Origin of the sequence: Listeria cossartiae subsp. cossartiae, assembly GCF_014224155.1 — a bacterium.
In the GTDB taxonomy this organism is placed as follows: domain Bacteria; phylum Bacillota; class Bacilli; order Lactobacillales; family Listeriaceae; genus Listeria; species Listeria cossartiae.
On the sequence record NZ_JAASUI010000003.1, the window covers coordinates 174,323 to 190,716 of the forward strand.

Annotated in this window: 16 protein-coding genes and 1 pseudogene; 4 read left to right on the forward strand and 13 right to left on the reverse strand. The window is 39.1% G+C overall.

Annotated elements, in window-relative coordinates:
• Positions 1-86 precede the first annotated feature (86 nt).
• From HCJ30_RS10510 to HCJ30_RS10540, 7 genes and pseudogenes are all read right to left on the reverse strand, one after another.
• Positions 87-905: a purine-nucleoside phosphorylase gene (locus HCJ30_RS10510; RefSeq protein ID WP_185392111.1), complete on the reverse strand. Its 819-nt coding sequence runs from the start codon at positions 903-905 to the stop codon at positions 87-89.
• An 18-nt stretch (positions 906-923) separates the two neighbouring features.
• Positions 924-2,108: a phosphopentomutase gene (gene deoB, locus HCJ30_RS10515; RefSeq protein WP_185392112.1), complete on the reverse strand. Its 1,185-nt coding sequence runs from the start codon at positions 2,106-2,108 to the stop codon at positions 924-926.
• Between the two features lie 28 nt (positions 2,109-2,136).
• Positions 2,137-3,030 carry a site-specific tyrosine recombinase XerD gene (xerD, locus tag HCJ30_RS10520; RefSeq protein WP_008948288.1) on the reverse strand — a complete coding sequence of 298 codons (894 nt, stop codon included), beginning with the start codon at positions 3,028-3,030 and terminating at the stop codon, positions 2,137-2,139.
• A gap of 150 nt (positions 3,031-3,180) precedes the next feature.
• Complete coding sequence (gene fur, locus HCJ30_RS10525) at positions 3,181-3,633, reverse strand: ferric iron uptake transcriptional regulator (RefSeq protein ID WP_070785259.1); 453 nt, start codon at positions 3,631-3,633, stop codon at positions 3,181-3,183.
• Between the two features lie 241 nt (positions 3,634-3,874).
• On the reverse strand, positions 3,875-4,897 hold the full coding sequence (locus HCJ30_RS10530; protein WP_185392113.1) for a FecCD family ABC transporter permease: 1,023 nt from the start codon (positions 4,895-4,897) through the stop codon (positions 3,875-3,877).
• Entirely contained in the window at positions 4,897-5,922 is a 1,026-nt protein-coding gene (locus HCJ30_RS10535; RefSeq protein ID WP_185392114.1) for a FecCD family ABC transporter permease, read from the reverse strand. Before HCJ30_RS10535 ends, HCJ30_RS10530 begins: the two co-directional genes overlap by 1 nt.
• Positions 5,923-6,023: 101 nt before the next feature.
• Positions 6,024-6,965 (reverse strand): annotated as a pseudogene (locus HCJ30_RS10540) (iron-hydroxamate ABC transporter substrate-binding protein).
• 165 nt (positions 6,966-7,130) lie between these two features.
• On the opposite strand from HCJ30_RS10540, the gene HCJ30_RS10545 reads away from it, so the two are divergent.
• Positions 7,131-7,955 (forward strand): ABC transporter ATP-binding protein, encoded by an 825-nt coding sequence (locus HCJ30_RS10545; RefSeq protein ID WP_185392115.1) that lies wholly within the window; start codon positions 7,131-7,133, stop codon positions 7,953-7,955.
• Complete coding sequence (locus tag HCJ30_RS10550; protein WP_185392116.1) at positions 7,945-8,943, forward strand: NAD(P)/FAD-dependent oxidoreductase; 999 nt, start codon at positions 7,945-7,947, stop codon at positions 8,941-8,943. Before HCJ30_RS10545 ends, HCJ30_RS10550 begins: the two co-directional genes overlap by 11 nt.
• A gap of 16 nt (positions 8,944-8,959) precedes the next feature.
• On the opposite strand, the gene timR is transcribed toward HCJ30_RS10550, so the two are convergent.
• The 5 genes from timR to HCJ30_RS10575 form a co-directional block, all read right to left on the reverse strand.
• Positions 8,960-9,580, reverse strand: coding sequence for a macrodiolide transporter TimAB transcriptional regulator TimA (gene timR, locus HCJ30_RS10555; RefSeq protein ID WP_185392117.1), 621 nt, complete (start codon positions 9,578-9,580; stop codon positions 8,960-8,962).
• Positions 9,580-10,395 (reverse strand): macrodiolide ABC transporter permease TimB, encoded by an 816-nt coding sequence (timB, locus tag HCJ30_RS10560; protein WP_185392118.1) that lies wholly within the window; start codon positions 10,393-10,395, stop codon positions 9,580-9,582. The genes timR and timB overlap by 1 nt, the downstream gene beginning before the upstream one ends.
• A complete protein-coding gene (timA, locus tag HCJ30_RS10565) occupies positions 10,392-11,279 on the reverse strand; it encodes a macrodiolide ABC transporter ATP-binding protein TimA (protein WP_185392119.1) in 888 nt (295 codons plus the stop codon). The genes timB and timA overlap by 4 nt, the downstream gene beginning before the upstream one ends.
• Positions 11,280-11,934: 655 nt before the next feature.
• Positions 11,935-12,519: a hypothetical protein gene (locus tag HCJ30_RS10570; RefSeq protein ID WP_185392120.1), complete on the reverse strand. Its 585-nt coding sequence runs from the start codon at positions 12,517-12,519 to the stop codon at positions 11,935-11,937.
• A 71-nt stretch (positions 12,520-12,590) separates the two neighbouring features.
• The gene (locus HCJ30_RS10575; protein WP_185392246.1) at positions 12,591-13,148 is read right to left on the reverse strand and encodes an NUDIX hydrolase; all 558 of its coding nucleotides are present in this window, start codon (positions 13,146-13,148) and stop codon (positions 12,591-12,593) included.
• A gap of 274 nt (positions 13,149-13,422) precedes the next feature.
• Here HCJ30_RS10575 and HCJ30_RS10580 point away from each other — a divergent pair, with 274 nt between their 5' ends.
• The gene (locus HCJ30_RS10580; RefSeq protein WP_185392121.1) at positions 13,423-14,082 is read left to right on the forward strand and encodes a 5-bromo-4-chloroindolyl phosphate hydrolysis family protein; all 660 of its coding nucleotides are present in this window, start codon (positions 13,423-13,425) and stop codon (positions 14,080-14,082) included.
• Positions 14,060-15,259, forward strand: coding sequence for a toxic anion resistance protein (locus HCJ30_RS10585; RefSeq protein ID WP_003725866.1), 1,200 nt, complete (start codon positions 14,060-14,062; stop codon positions 15,257-15,259). Before HCJ30_RS10580 ends, HCJ30_RS10585 begins: the two co-directional genes overlap by 23 nt.
• A 36-nt stretch (positions 15,260-15,295) precedes the next feature.
• Here the strand turns inward: HCJ30_RS10585 and dinB are convergent, their stop codons facing one another.
• The gene (gene dinB, locus HCJ30_RS10590) at positions 15,296-16,366 is read right to left on the reverse strand and encodes a DNA polymerase IV (RefSeq protein WP_185392122.1); all 1,071 of its coding nucleotides are present in this window, start codon (positions 16,364-16,366) and stop codon (positions 15,296-15,298) included.
• Positions 16,367-16,394 lie beyond the last annotated feature (28 nt).

Below are 16,394 nucleotides of genomic sequence, written 5' to 3' on the forward strand. Positions count from 1 at the left end.
CAAATACGTAAAAAACTCAGCCCAAATCGATTATCTTCTTGCTTCAGAAAATAATAAATTTGGGCTGAGATTAGCTACCAATTATTTTAAGAAATTTTAGCAACAATTGCTTTTACATATTGTAAAAACGTGCTGCGAACTTGATCCGTTGTTTCGATAACTTCTGTATGAGAAAGTGGTTGGTCCAGAATTCCGGCCGCCATATTCGTAATACAAGAGATACCTAGTACGCGTAATCCAGCATGGTTGGCAATGATTACTTCTGGTACAGTGGACATTCCAACCGCATCCGCTCCAAGTGTACGCATCATTTGAATTTCAGCAGGCGTTTCGTAAGTTGGGCCGCTGAAACCAGCATAAACACCTTCACGGATAGTTAAATTAAGCTCTTGCGCAATCAGTCTCGCATCGACACGTAAAGCTAAATTATAAGCTTCTGACATATCTGGGAAACGTGGGCCGAAATGCTCGTCATTTGGTCCGATAAGCGGGTTCGTTCCAGTAAAGTTAATGTGATCAGAAATCAACATCAAGTCTCCAGCAGAGTACAATTCGTTTACACCACCAGCTGCATTCGTCACGACAAGTACTTCTACACCAAGTTCTTTCATAACACGAACTGGGAAAGTAACATCTTGCATCGAATAGCCTTCATAAAAGTGGAAACGTCCTTGCATCGCAACAACTTCTTTATTTTCTAACTCACCAAAAACAAATTGTCCAGCATGTCCTTCTACTGTAGAAACAGGAAAATGTGGGATTTCGCTGTAAGAAAGTTTTGTTGGATTGTTCACTTCGTCTGCAAGTACACCTAAACCTGACCCAAGAATCAAACCGATTTTTGGCGTTCCAGCGTAACTTTCTCTAATTTTCGCAACTGCTTCATTTACTTTTTCTAAACTCATTTTTGTTCCTCCCTTTTCCTATTTCAAGTCTTTTAAGAAACTTTGTCCATATTCTGGCATTTTTACATCAAAATTATCAGCAACAGTTGCGCCGAGATCGGCAAATGTTTTGCGTAATTCTAATTCAGAACCACCATTTTTAAAGCGTGGTGAGTATACAAGTAATGGTACAAACTCACGAGTGTGGTCTGTGCCAGAGTAAGTTGGGTCATTTCCGTGGTCAGCTGTAATAATTAAAAGATCATCATCAGTCAGCTTTTCCATCACTTCTACTAAGCGACCATCAAAATCAACAAGCGCATCCGCATAACCTTGAGGATCACGACGATGTCCGAAAAGTGCATCAAAGTCAACTAAGTTCAAGAAACTCATACCATTAAAGTCTTTATCTAATACTGTGATAAATTGATCCATTCCGTCCATATTAGATTTGGTGCGGATAGATTCTGTCACACCTTCACCGTCAAAAATATCAGAAATTTTACCAATCGCAATCACATCTTTACCACCATCTTTTAAAGCATCCATTACTGTTGGTTTAAAAGGTTTTAGCGCATAATCATGGCGATTTGGCGTTCTAACAAACGCACCTGGCTCACCAACGAATGGACGTGCGATAATTCGACCAAGCATGTACGGATCATCCAACGTGATTTTGCGGCAGAATTCACAAATTTCGTATAGCTCTTCTAAAGGAACAACATCCTCATGCGCCGCGATTTGTAAAACAGAGTCAGCGGATGTATAAACAATTAACGCGCCTGTTTTAACATGCTCTTCGCCAAGCTCATCCATAATTTCTGTGCCGCTTGCCGGTTTATTCCCGATTACTTTGCGACCTGTTTTTTCTTCAATTTGGTTGATTAAATCATCAGGAAATCCATCTGGGAAAACGCGGAAAGGCGTGTCAATGTAAAGTCCCATAATTTCCCAGTGACCTGTCATTGTATCTTTACCGTTCGAGGCTTCTTGCATTTTTGTATAGTAAGCAAGTGGTTTTTCTGCTTTTTTAATTCCGTCGATTTCACGAATATTGGATAAACCTAATTTGCCCATTTCAGGCATATTTAATCCGCCAACGTGTTTTGCAATATGTCCAAATGTATCGACATCAAAATCGCCAAACGCAGCAGCATCTGGTGCTTCTCCAATACCGACTGAATCCATTACAACTACATGTACTCGTTTAAATTTATCTGGCATAGTTACTCATCCTTTTCAACTATATTTTTTAAGCGCGCGGGTGAAATTGCTTATAGACATCTTTTAGGCGCAGTTTTGTTACGTGTGTATAAATTTGCGTAGTGGAGATATCGGCATGACCAAGGAGCTCTTGTACCGATCTTAAATCAGCCCCGTTTTCAAGCAAATGGGTGGCGAATGAATGACGCAAAGTATGCGGTGTAATCGGCTTTTCAATCCCCGACTCTTTCGCAATTCCTTTTAAAATTTTCCAGAAGCCTTGTCTCGTCAGACCTTGACCGTGATGATTTAAAAAGACAAAATCATTTCGATATTTTGGTCTGCGAAGTTTTGGTCTTGCTTCCTCTAAGTATTGTTCTAAAACGGTTGTTGCCGTTTTTCCAAGCGGGATAATTCTTTCTTTATCGCCTTTACCAATCGTTTGAATAAAACCCATATGAAGGTGCAAATCGTCCATTTTCAGTCGAACAAGTTCCGTTACACGAAGCCCTGTCGCATATAAAATTTCCATCATTGCTTGGTCTCTTAGTCCGAGCGGGGTACTAGTATCCGATGAACTAAGTAACTTTTCCACATCATCTAAATTTAAAACTTTGGGTAGGCTTTGCGCTTGCTTTGGTGTTTCAATTTGGATCATTGGATCATGTGACATTTTCCCATCGTGCATTAAATAATGAAAAAATGATCGTAGTGAGGCAATATATCGCGCGACACTTCTTGCTGACTTTCCTTCTTGCCTAGCAAACGCCATAAATCCCACTATATCGCTTCTTTCAAGTATATTTGGATCCGTCAAATTCTTAGAAGTTTCCATGTAAGAAACAAAATAGTGTAAATCTCGCTGATAAGCTTTGATGGTATTAGCGGATAAGCCTCTCTCTACAATTAAAAAATGTAAAAAATCTTCAATTAAATCATTCATAAGCATTTCCTCCACAAGACCTATTCTACCATGTTCCACTCTGACTGAAAACGTTTAATTAATAGAAAGAAACTTATAATACTTTTCAGGCAATTCAGTCCATCTTTAACCATAAAAAAAGTTTGAGATAGATTATCTCAAACTCTGTGATTATTCTTTTTTAGTTTTTTGTCGGCAATCCGCGCAAACCCCTTGGAAAGTCAAACGGTGATCTTTAACAAGAAAGTTCCACTTCGATTCAACGATTTTTTCCACATCTTCTAGTAAATCTTCTTGAATTTCTTCCACAGATCCACATTCTAAACAAACTAAATGGTGGTGGAAATGCTTGGCGCCTTCTTGTCTCAAATCGTAACGAGATACGCCATCACCAAAATTAATTTTATCTACCACGCGTAGCTCTGTTAAAAGCTCAAGCGTTCTATAAACAGTTGCAAGACCAGTGTCAGGCGCAATATCTTTCACACGCAAGAAAACTTCCTCAGCACTTAAATGATCTTTTTCATTTTCCAGTAAAACGCGAACAGTAGCTTCTCGCTGTGGTGTTAATTTATAACTAGCATCATGAAGTTGTGCTTTAATGCGTCCAATACGACCTTCCATTATGGTTCCTCCCTTGGTTGCTACAACAAGTTGTCTTTCTAAATTATCATCATTATCATTTAACAATAAATACAGTTTATAATAATTATAAATAAAATGCAAGTTAGGAATTTACTTTTTACGATAAAAATGGCATCTAGTCAATTCCTATTGCTTATGTTTACTAAGATATCACAAAAGCAATAGGCTGTCTACAATGATTATCAATTACTCCTTAATTTCTCGTTATCAATAATTATTATTATTTAGCTTTGGCAAGAAGGAACAAGAAATACGGTGCGCCGATAATCGCGACAACAATCCCTGCAAATATTTCCGATGGTTGAATAATCAATCGTCCAATCGTATCCGCAAGTAATAATAACAAGCCACCAGAAAGTGCCGCTGTTACCATTACCCAGCGATGCGCCGAGCCAACTAGTTTTCTAGCAATATGTGGCCCAATCAAACCGATAAAAGCAATCCCGCCACTAACCGAAACGCAAGCCGCAGCGAGACCAACTGCTACTATTAATAGAACAAATTTTTCTCGTTCTACGCGAACACCTAGTCCAGTAGCCACTTGATCCCCAAACGAAAGCACATCTAACGTTTTCACTTTCATGAAAGCAATCGCCCCTAAAACAATTAACCATGGTAAAAGTGCAAAAACATATTGCCAGCTCGATGCCCAAATATTTCCAGCCATCCATTCCGCATAACGTTGATAATTTTGCGGATCAAGTCGAACAGTTAGAAGCGTAATTAATGCCGCAATCGCCGCTGCAACAGCAATCCCAGTAAGTAGCAACCGGTTAGGCAGCAACCCTTCACTCCGACTATAAGAAAGCCCGTACACAACAAATGCTGTTAAAATCGCCCCAATAAACCCAATAAAAGGCATAAATAAAACCGGTACATCCATCGTGGAAGGAAAGAAGGAAATATAAAGCATAACCGCAAGACCTGCGCCATTATTAATCCCAAGAATCCCCGGGTCCGCCAATCCATTTCCAGAAATCCCTTGTAAAATCGTTCCCGAAACTGCAAGTCCCGCACCAACTAAAAGTGCAATAACAATCCGCGGCAAACGAAACTCCGTCACAATAAGCTGTGTCCCCGCATCCGCCATTCCAAAGAAAGATTTAATCACTTCTAAAAATGGCAATTTCGAATAACCAGCATTGACACTATATGTAAATGTACAAAATATCAGCACACTCAAAATAATTAACGTCCAAATTCGTCGTGATCTTTTCCGCTTTTCCGCCACTGTCATATACATTATAAGTTCCTCCTTTCTTTACGAGCTACATATAAGAAGAAAGGAACCCCGATTAGCGCAAAAATAACACTGATTGGCGTTTCATACGGCGGATTAATCGTTCGCGCCACAATATCCGCTGCTAAAGTCAAAAATGCCCCAACAACAGCCGAACACGGAATAATCCAGCGATAATCGACCCCAACTAAAAATCTGACCAAATGTGGCACAATCAAGCCAATAAAACCAACCGGCCCAACAACCGACACCGCAAGACCCGCCAAAATCAATACCACTATCATCGAAGCAATTTTAACAAAAGTTGTTTTTTCACCAAGGCCAACCGCAATGTCATCGCCTAAACTTAAAATCGTAATTGACTTACTCAGCAAAATCGCCGCAATAAGCGCACCGAGCAACCACGGCCAAATCGCCGCAAGTTGGCTCCATTTTACGCCAGCAACCCCACCAGCATACCAAAAGGCCAAATCTTGACTCAGCTTAAAATAAATCGCCAGCCCTTCACTAAGTGCCGTAAGAAGCGAACTAACCGCCGCACCAGCAAGCACTAACCTCGTTGGCGACATCGCACTCCCCGCCAGCGAACTAACACCAAAAACCATGAAAGCACCAATCGCCGCACCAACAAAAGAAAACAAAATCAGCGAGTTATAACTGAGCCACGGCATAAACGCAAAACAAACCGCTACCATAAATGTCGACCCAGCGTTCAACCCAAGCAAGCCCGAATCAGCCAGCGGATTTCGCGTAATCCCTTGCATAATCGCCCCAGCCACCGCAAAAGCAGCGCCAATCGCCATATCCGCAATCACCCGTGGAACGCGCAAACTGCGAATAATCTGATGCTGCGTTTCCGAACTATTATAATGAAACAGCGCATCCCAAACCGTGCTTAAATTAATATCGGCTGCCCCTACCGCAATCCCGAATAATGCTAGCATCAGAAGCAACAAAATTCCACCCGAAAGTATAAAAATCGCGACAGTTGGTCTTGTATTCATTTTTATCTGTTTTGACTTATCCATCTGTACATGTTCCTTCCATCTAAATTATCCGCTCATTTTAAGTGATAATAATTATCAATCGCAAAGAAAATTATATCAATATCAAACACTAAGCGCAATCATTAGTTAGATTCTAGTAACTTCTCAACAATAATATCCAACTGCCCTTCCACCGCTAGAGGGTCATAATAAAACATCGTATCAAAATCCATTTGATAAACATGCCCCGCTTTAAACGTCGGCAAATCTTTCCAAATTGATGAATTCGTCAAATCTTTCAGCATCTTCTCGCCGTCTTTTGCATCACCAGAAGAAGTCGTCGTTACAAACATTCTATCGGCCGCAAATTCTGGCAGTACTTCCAGTGAAATCTTCTGCCAATCTTGCCCAGCCAGCACATCTTTTTGAATTTTTGCTGGAGCTTTCAATTGCAAAGCATTATAAATCGCTTGGCCACCGCGCCCCATATTTTGCCCCATCACATAAAAATCTTTATCCTGCACTTCATAAATTCCCACTGTTTCATTCGCATCTAGCTTCCCTGCCAATTTCGCTCTACTTTCTTTCGCTTTTTGGTGAAACTTATCTAGCCATGCTTCCCCAGCCTTCTTCTCACCAATCAAGTCGGCAATTTGGCGCACGTCTTCTTCAACATTTTTAGAAGTCGCATATGGAATTAACACAGTTGGCGCAATTTTCGACATTGCTTCAAACTCATCTTCCTTTGAGACGATAATTAAATCCGGTTATAATTCCGCCACTTTTTCCGCTGAAACAGGGTCACCTATATCTGCAATCCCATCCACTTTTCCTTTCAAAAATGGGTTTTCCAGTTGTTTCGCTCTAGCACCAACTGGCTTCATTCCTAGCAAAACAATGTTCCCTAAATATTCCGAAGCGACAATCCGTTTCGGGTGCGCCGGAATCTCTACCTGCTTACCATTTGTCATTGTATATGTACGCATCTCGACCTGTTCATTCCCAGCCGATTTGTTATCTCCACAAGCAGTCAAACCCACTGCAATTAAAAGCATTGCTACGAGTAAAAGAATACCCTTTTTCACTTGAACCCCTCCTGTAACTGATAATAATTCTCAGTTAGTATAGCAACATTCTTCACAAAGTGCAAATCCTCCTCAGCAAAGTATCGCTTGCATCTTTTCCATAAAAACTCTATACTTAACCATTGAGAATGATTATCACCTTAACTTTAAATTGGAGCGATGAAAATGAAAGACCTTCATACAGATAACCTGCAAATTTCATACGACAAACGAATCATTGTTGATGGTTTAGATATAGCCATTCCAGCGAATAAAATAACCGCCTTAGTTGGTGCAAACGGCTCAGGGAAATCGACTATTTTAAAAACGATGTCCCGCTTAATGAAACCTACTAAAGGAGCTGTTTTTTTGGATGGCAAAACGATTCATAGTCAGCCAACCAAAGAAGTTGCCAAACAGTTAGCTATTTTACCACAAAATCCTTCTGCACCTGATGGTTTGACGGTGTTTGAATTAATTTCTTATGGACGTTCCCCGCATCAAAGCAGTTTCAAATCAATTACCGCAAAAGATCGCGAAATCATTTTTTGGTCATTACGCGTGACGAATTTAACCGAATTTGCGGATCGACCTATTGATAGTTTATCAGGTGGACAACGGCAGCGCGCTTGGATTGCCATGGCACTTGCGCAAGAAACAGATGTACTTTTCCTCGATGAACCGACGACCTTTTTAGATATGACGCATCAACTAGATGTACTTAATTTATTAAAACAACTAAATCAATCGGAAAACCGTACAATCGTAATGGTTGTCCATGATTTAAATCACGCATCTCGTTACGCCCACCATATGATTGCCATTAAAGAAGGAAAAGTTATTGCAGAAGGCACGCCCGTCAGTGTAATGACTGAACAAACTTTAGAGGACGTCTTTAATATCAAAGCAGATATTTTAATTGATCCACGCAGCGGTGTCCCTCTTTGCCTCCCATACGAAACATGTAACGGATGCGAAATTGTAAAGGAGCTTGATTCCATTGCCAAATGAGGTTTATGACGTAACCATTATCGGAGGCGGTCCAATCGGCTTATTCTCCGCATTTTATAGCGGCTTACGTTCAATGAAAACAAAAATTATCGATGCTGAACCTGCTGTCGGCGGCAAAGTTCGCTACTTTTTCCCAGAAAAAATCATTCGCGATATTGGCGGTATTCCCGCAATTACGGGTGCAGATCTCGTTGCAAATTTAAAAGAACAAGCAGAAACATTTCATCCTACGATTGTTTGTAATGAACGCGTGATGGACGTGACCAAACTAACAAATGGAACTTTCCAACTAACTTCGCATAACGGCGCGATTCACTTTTCTAAAACAATTGTTATCGCAACCGGTAGTGGCACTTTTGAAGTCAATAAGTTAGAAGCAACTCATGCCGAAGATTTTCCCCTCGCAATTCATTATGATGTCAAAAACATCGAGCAATTTCGCGACAAAGTAGTGGTCGTTTCTGGTGGTGGGAACGCCGCTATCGACTGGGCTCAAACACTCGAACCAATCGCCAAACAAGTCCACCTTATATACCGCGGTGAAGATTTTAAAGCACATGAAGAAAGCGTACGCGAACTTAAAAACTCCCGCGTTGAAATCCATATCCACCATGAAATCAGCGAACTAATTGGAACGAATAATCAACTATCCGAAATTACCGTTTGCTGTAACCAAACGCAAACGACAAAAACAATTAAAACTGAGGCACTTTTTATTAATCATGGTGTGAAAGTAGACCTCGGAACGATGGCCGAATGGGGCTTTGAACAAGCAGATTTTGGCATTGTTGTGGACGATGAAATGAAAACGACGGTCCCAGGCATTTTTGCTTGCGGAGATAGCGCCACCTACCCTCGAAAAATACGCATTATCGCAGCTGGACTTCATGAAGGGCCCATCGCGATTAATAGCGCAAAAAAATATTTAGAACCAACTGCCGCAGACGAAGCAATGATTAGCACGCATCACGAAAGCTTTATTGGTTAAAAAAAAGGATTTGGGTTCACTCGCCCAAATCCTTTTTCGCTTCACATATCCCAAATTCAACAATCCGCATCATTTCCGTAAAATCGTTCGCAAGCGGAACAAAATCTTCCATTGTCGCATTCGGATGGCTTTGCAAATAACTCGTACTCGTCTCTGTAATATGCTTAAACAGAGCCGCCATCACTTTACGCGCTGCCTCCATATTCACATCTTTCTTCAACTTCATCTCACGTAAAACTTGATTCATTTGCGCTTCCGATCGTTCAATCGCCTTATCAAAAAAGCCATCTAGCTTCCCTTTTAATTCAGCTGGCGGATTTCCATAAGCTTGCATAATCAAGCCAAACACCGCGGGATACTTGTGATTAAAATCCAGTTTCATCTTCGTTGACCAAATCGCCATCTCGACAAAGTCACCCCAACGTTCCCCTTCCAGACTAACCTCATTCGTCGCAAAATCAACCGCATAACTAACCGCCGCAATATAAAGCTTTTCTTTAGACCCAAAGTAGTGAAAAATAAGTCCTTTCGAAACACCAGCTTTTGCGCAAATTTTATTTGTACTAGCCGCCTGGTATCCTTTTTCCGTAAATTCTTCCATTGCTGCTTCTAAAATTTTTAACCGTTTTTCATCCATTATACTTTCAAATCCTTTTTCTTATAAAGAACAAATGTCATAGCAACCATCACAACAATCACCCCACAAGAAATCAGTGCATTGGTTCCTGTAATCCCTTTATCCATAATCTCCGACGGAATTGCATAGTTGATTGGTGAAAAGTATTTGAAGAAATCAACTTTGTCATTTAAACCAGCCATAATCCCTAAAATATACGTTAAGAAAACGAGCGCAAGTGCGACTGGAGAAGCTTGTTTAGCTGAACGAAGCACCGCCGAAATCATAAAGCCAGCACTCATAAATACAGCGGCTACAAGCAATTCGCTAGAAAAAACACGCACAAGTTCCATCACTAAATCGCCGCTATCTACCCCACTCGGTTTCAAGAAAAGAACGAGCGCCACCGAAGCTACAAATGTAATCGCCCAAAAAGCCACAAATGACAATAAATTACCCATTATTTTCCAAAAAACAAGGCTAGACCGAGTAATTGGCTGTGCATATAAAAACTCAATCGTCCCGTCCGTTTCTTCTTTTATCAAAGCCTGCGCACCAATTAACGCCGCATACACACACGCCGCAATAAAAATATACTGAAAAACATACGCAAAATACGCGTCAATATTCGTTAAGTCCGCCATCGAATCCATATGCAAAATTTTCATCATATCTTGCGGAAGTGCATTCATTTTCGTATTAACTAAATCTTGCATTCCACTACTTTGCATACTAGGGAAGAAAGCCATAAACACACCTAAAATTACAATTACCACAACAGCCCAAACAACCAGACTTTTTATCCGCGTTTTCCATTCAATGTGTAAAATGTTCACTTAATTTCTCCCCCTTCGTATAGCGTCATAAATTTATCTTCCAATTCTTGATTGGTAATCGTTAAATCTGTAATTTCTTTTTCTTGTAATAATGGCAAAATCGTCTTAATATCGTCATCAAAAATAAGTCGCGCTTTTCCAGCTTCCTTTTCGATAATTCTTGCGCCCGCATTCGTCAATTTTTCCAGTGGCAAATTCGTTCCTTTCAGCGCAATCACTTTGCCAGTCATTTGTTGATTAGCGATATCTTCCACCGCGATAATATTCCCATTTCGAATAAAAGCTGCCCTCGTACAATATTCTTGAACTTCCCGCAAATTATGGCTAGAAAGAAAAATCGTCATGCCTTCTTTATTCCGCTCAGTCATTTCTTTAAATAAATAATGTTGCATTAAAGGATCAAGCCCATTCGTCGGTTCATCCAAAATAAATAATTTTGGCTCGGTAATAAGCCCGGCAACAATCGCCACTTTTTTCTTATTTCCAAGTGACATTTCTCCAAAGCGTTTTTTCGGATCAATCGCAAACATTTCATAATACTTGTTCATTTTTTGTGCCGCGTTTTCAATATGATGAAACTTGGCAGCATAGTGGATAATATCATTAGCAGTCATTTGTGGATAATAACGCACCTCACTTGGTACATAGCCGACCATTTTTTTAATTTCCGCTGACTCTTTCACGACATCTTTCCCGAGAACCGTTGCGCTCCCACTCGTTGCATAAATAAAATTCAGTAACACTTTAATTGTCGTTGATTTCCCCGCGCCATTTGGACCAATAAAACCATATAGTTCGCCTTCATTTACAGACAAATTCACATTTTCAATTGCTCGCTTTTTATGATAATTTTTTGTGAGCGACTCCACTTTAATTGCTTCCATGTTCTCTCCTCCACACTCAAATTGACCACTTAGTCAACCTGAGTATAAACTCTTTTGACCAGGTAGTCAATCAAGAACTATTAAGCCCTTTTTCACAAAAAAATCTAATTCCAACTAAAATCTATAAAAGTAGATAAATTACTGTTTTTTATTTGTGTTTATGCTTAGAAAATACAGGATCCAGCCTAATATTACTAATTTCGCTAAACGCCCTATTCTACATAGAATAATCATATTTCAAATGCTATAATTATGGATAAGTAAGCAAGTATATGGTGGTGGCTAGTTCTTTCAACAAGAAGGAGTGATGCCTATGAATTTTTTGTTTGGAACTCCTAGAAAGGATAATCCATGACCGTTTATGAAGCCCTGTCTTTTGCAGTCGCTTTTGCAACCTTAGTGTTGTTCTTAAACAGTCAAAATAACAAAAAAAAATAACCACTCATAAACTTTGGCGAGTTTAGTGGTTATTTTTATACCAAATTAAACTAGCTGCCACCTTAAATGGGCTTACGCTTGAGGGTCATGTTCACGCATGGCTCTCTTTTCATATTAATAATAACACATTCCAAGCTCTTCTGACAATATTTTACATAACTAAGACACAACAATAATTAACTCTACTATATCTTTAAATGAACTAGGTTATCTAGTCCTATATAATATCCAATTCTTGAAAGCATAGAAAATCCCCGTCATTCAATGAAGCTAATTTATCTTTAACTTTTTCTGATACTACTAGGTTGAATGCTCCACCCCATTTATCTAAAGAAAAACACTCAAGTTCTGATGGTATTTTATTTCTTTGCAATGTTGGTTTAAGGAAAAATTGGGCTATGGAGTTTTCCCATGGCTGAGGCATATAATCTGCAGGCCATTCAATATATTCCGATTTATTGAAATCAACACAATCCACTTTCCTATTAAAATGAAAAACAACGTAATCTTTATTTTCAGCTTCAACTGCTACATTTAAAAGCTCAAGTCCATTGAATGAAATTTCAGCTTTATTAAATTTACTTGCATTTGCTATTAGATAATAAGTTCCAATACTTGCAAAATCAGGACTTTCCCCCTTCTTTATTACTTTAATTTTTAATTTATGCTCTCTATTTATTAAATACGGATAAGCGTCTTTAGGGGCTATCCTTTCCATATTATTATAAAAATCAATACTAAACGCTTCATATTTCTTCCATTTTTTCTTATCATCATTGAGCATTAATTTATAATAATTCATCATTCACCCCTTCGTATAACTCTGTTTATTTGTTCTTCAAATATCTTAATAAACTGCCAGTTCATTATTATTTATTCATTTTCTTCTATTAATAGTTGCATTTTCCAGTACTGCATCGCGTACATCGTTTTAGCATCATGAATAAGTTGTTGTTCTATTAATTGTTCTGCTTCGTCTGGTGTTACTTTGACTAAATTAATAAATTCATCGGCATCTTGCGCTAATGGTTGTTCCATTTTCCGAAGATCGCGCGCGACATAAATATGTAAAAGTTCATTGGCAAATCCAGGTGATGTATAAAAAGAAGTGAGATACGTTAAATCATCAGACTGAAAACCAGTTTCTTCTTCTAGTTCTCGTCTCGCCGTCACGAGCGGATCCTCTCCAAGCTCCATTTTACCAGCTGGAATTTCGATAATTGTTTTTTCGAGTGGTTTTCGATATTGTTCTACTAAATACATTCCGCCGTCTGCTGAAAATGGAATAATTGCTACAGCCCCGGGATGCTTAACGATTTCGCGTTTGCTCTTTTCCCCGTTCGGCAGCTCCACATCATCGACTTGCAAAGCTATCACATTTCCGCTAAAAATCTTTTCTGTATGAAGCGTTTTTTCTTCTAGTGAGTCCATCTCTGCCACCAACTCCTCGTTTTTTTTCATTATAACATAACTAAGTCCGAGGTGAATTTACATCGCACGACTGATAACATCTATTTTCTAAATATGGTATGATAAGAACAAATAAAGGACACTTTCTAAAATATAAAAACCTTGCAACTTGCCTAGTGCTAGCATACAAAATATACTTAAATGGTAAGTTACTTTCCACTAATCTTTATTTTTAGAAAAACATATTATAAGAAAAGCGGACCTTTTAACAGGTACTTAAAGGAGAAGATGTATAATGACCGTTTTCAAAAAGATACTAGCATTCACAGGTTCTATTTTCCTTGTCATTATTTTGGCTGGTATTCTCACTTTACTAATCCATAATGGCTTGATAATTGCAACGATTGTTATTGCTGTTGCGGCTACCCTATTTTTCTTTTCATCCAAAGCCGGGGACCGCGCGCAAATGATTGCCACTGGATTAACCAAGAAAGAATACAAATATATTCGCACTAACCTAGAAGAAGCTCGCGTGAAAATCATCCGCCTTCAAAAAATTATGACGCAAAACAAAGCGCTATATTCGTTCCAAGAGCGCAACAAAACGCTTTTACTTACAAAAAGAATTTACGGTATCGTAAAAGATGAACCAAAACGTTTCTATGAAGCAGAGGATTTCTTTTTCTCCCATCTTGATTCTTTGGTGGAACTAACCGAAAAATATGCTTTCTTAGAAAAACAACCAGTAAAAGACAAAAAAATCTATCAAACACTTTCTGATACACGTACACTTCTAAATGATTTAAGTCGCGTTATTGAAAAGGATTTATTTACACTTTTAAATCAAGACGTGAATAATCTTGACTTTGAATTAGAAGTAGCGAAAAACTCCATTTCTAAACAGAAAAAGAAATTCGAAAGGGGTACAAAAGATGACCGAGAACAAGCCAAGTGAAGAAACAAATGAATTAAAAGATTTAGTAGTTGAGAAAGAATTTAACCAAACGTTAGATGACCTTCTTGCTAACCCGTTTGGATCAGACGGCGAATCAGCTGCAAGTATCGTAAATAACGAAACGGATGCAGCTCCTCGCCTAGTCGATATGCTTACGGAAACAAATAAAAAACAAGCGTTAGAGTTATCCAAACAAATCGAACCTGGAAATCAAGCAGCAATTCTTGGTTACGGAGCTCCGGCCCAAGCTAAACTACATGATTTTTCTCATTCGATGTTAGCGCATGTCCAAAAACAAGACGTCGGTCCAATTGGCGATATTATTAGCGATTTAATGTATCGTTTACAAGAAGCAGATCCTGATGAACTTGCGGCTCGCAACAAAAACGTCTTCACAAAAATGTTCCACCGAGTAAAACAATCCATCAATGAAATTACTTCTAAATATCAAAAAATTGGTACCCAAATTGACCGCATCGCGTTAAAACTGGAACACTCCAAAAAGCGTTTAATGGAAGATAACTCTTTCCTAGAACAGCTTTATGATAAAAATAAAGATTACTTCCAAGCACTTAATATTTACATTGCTGCTGGAGAATTAAAATTAGAAGAAATTAATACTAAAATGCTCCCAGAACTTCGCAAAAAAGCGGAACAAACGGGCGACCAAATGGATTATCAAGAAGTGAATGACTTAACACAATTTGCCGATCGTCTTGATAAACGAGTATATGACTTACGTTTAAGCCGTCAAATCACTATTCAACAAGCGCCACAAATTCGTTTAATCCAAAATACAAACCAAGCACTTGCTGAAAAAATCCAGTCTTCGATTATGACTGCGATTCCACTTTGGAAAAACCAAGTAGCTATCGCGCTTACCTTGCTTCGTCAACAACAAGCCGTTGCAGCTCAGCGCCAAGTTTCCGAAACAACGAACGAACTTCTAAAACGAAACGCCGATATGCTAAAAACAAATGCTATCGAAACAGCGCGTGAAAATGAAAGAGGTATTGTGGATATCGAAACGCTAAAAGAAACCCAATCTAGCTTGATTGAAACCTTGCAAGAAACCCTTAAAATCCAGCAAGAAGGCCGTGCTAAACGCGCCGTAGCTGAAAAAGAACTTGTAACAATGGAACAAGAACTTAAAGAACGTTTATTAGAAATGAAATAAGCAAAAAGGCTAGCACCTAATCCGTGCTAGCCTTTTTTATAGTCCTTCTAACCGTAAATTTTCAAAGTAAACGGGTTTTAAATTAGTTACAGTAAGCCCAATCAAGCGAATGCTATCCTGACCAGTGTAACTCTCTCGGAGAAGTAACGCTGCTGCTTGATAAATTTGATTAGCATCATTGGTATATTCGTTTAAAGTAATCCGTTTGGTAATCGTTGTAAAGTCACTGTAGCGCAATTTCAGTACCACGGTCTTGCCATGTTTCTGTAGCTTAATGAGACGTTCTTCTACTTTCTTAGCAAACTTCATAAGACTTTGCTCTAAAATTCGATTATCGAGCACGTTGAATTCAAAAGTCGTTTCTTTGCCAACCGATTTGCGATCACGATGCGGATTCACAATGTTATTCGAACGACCGCGCACATGACGGTACAACTGATAACCATGCTTATGCAATTCGCGAATAAGGTCCCATTCACTCCACTTCTTCAAATCCGCCCCTGTTTCAATTCCAAGTCGATGTAATTTTTCTGCGGTAACTTTTCCTACCCCATAAAATTTTGTCACAGGAATTTGTTCTAAAAAGGCTTCTGCTTCTTCCGGAGTAACCACGGTAATGCCAGCAGGTTTTTTGAAATCTGAAGCAATTTTTGCAATGAATTTATTGAATGATACGCCAGCAGACGCAGTTAGTCCAAGTTCACGGTAAATGGTTTGTTGGATTTCGCGCGCAACTAATGTGGCGGATTTCATTCCTTTTTTATTTTCGGTCACGTCTAAATAGGCTTCATCTAAAGAAAGTGGTTCTATAATATCCGTATATCTGGAAAAGATTTCGCGGATTTGGTTAGATACTTCTACATAATGAGCCATATTCCCGTGAATAAAAATACCATTCGGGCAGAGTTTAGCAGCTTGACGAGTAGGCATAGCCGAGTGTACACCGAATTTGCGTGCCTCATACGAACAGGTCGAAACAACGCCGCGCTTATTCGGGTCTCCGCCAATAATAAGTGGCTTCCCGCGAAATTCGGGATGATCGCGTTGTTCTACAGATGCATAAAAAGCGTCCATATCAATATGAATAATTTTCCTACTCGTATCCATAACTGCATCTCCTTCAAAAAAACGAACA

Bases quoted from the DNA above. Each gene is read 5' to 3' on its own strand.
- HCJ30_RS10510 (WP_185392111.1), bottom strand. From the start codon at position 905: ATGAGTTTAGAAAAAGTAAATGAAGCAGTTGCGAAAATTAGAGAAAGT.
- deoB (WP_185392112.1), bottom strand. From the start codon at position 2,108: ATGCCAGATAAATTTAAACGAGTACATGTAGTTGTAATGGATTCAGTC.
- xerD (WP_008948288.1), bottom strand. From the start codon at position 3,030: ATGAATGATTTAATTGAAGATTTTTTACATTTTTTAATTGTAGAGAGA.
- fur (WP_070785259.1), bottom strand. From the start codon at position 3,633: ATGGAAGGTCGTATTGGACGCATTAAAGCACAACTTCATGATGCTAGT.
- HCJ30_RS10530 (WP_185392113.1), bottom strand. From the start codon at position 4,897: ATGTATATGACAGTGGCGGAAAAGCGGAAAAGATCACGACGAATTTGG.
- HCJ30_RS10535 (WP_185392114.1), bottom strand. From the start codon at position 5,922: ATGGATAAGTCAAAACAGATAAAAATGAATACAAGACCAACTGTCGCG.
- HCJ30_RS10545 (WP_185392115.1), top strand. From the start codon at position 7,131: ATGAAAGACCTTCATACAGATAACCTGCAAATTTCATACGACAAACGA.
- timR (WP_185392117.1), bottom strand. From the start codon at position 9,580: ATGGATGAAAAACGGTTAAAAATTTTAGAAGCAGCAATGGAAGAATTT.
- timA (WP_185392119.1), bottom strand. From the start codon at position 11,279: ATGGAAGCAATTAAAGTGGAGTCGCTCACAAAAAATTATCATAAAAAG.
- HCJ30_RS10570 (WP_185392120.1), bottom strand. From the start codon at position 12,519: ATGAATTATTATAAATTAATGCTCAATGATGATAAGAAAAAATGGAAG.
- HCJ30_RS10575 (WP_185392246.1), bottom strand. From the start codon at position 13,148: ATGGACTCACTAGAAGAAAAAACGCTTCATACAGAAAAGATTTTTAGC.
- HCJ30_RS10580 (WP_185392121.1), top strand. From the start codon at position 13,423: ATGACCGTTTTCAAAAAGATACTAGCATTCACAGGTTCTATTTTCCTT.
- HCJ30_RS10585 (WP_003725866.1), top strand. From the start codon at position 14,060: ATGACCGAGAACAAGCCAAGTGAAGAAACAAATGAATTAAAAGATTTA.
- dinB (WP_185392122.1), bottom strand. From the start codon at position 16,366: ATGGATACGAGTAGGAAAATTATTCATATTGATATGGACGCTTTTTAT.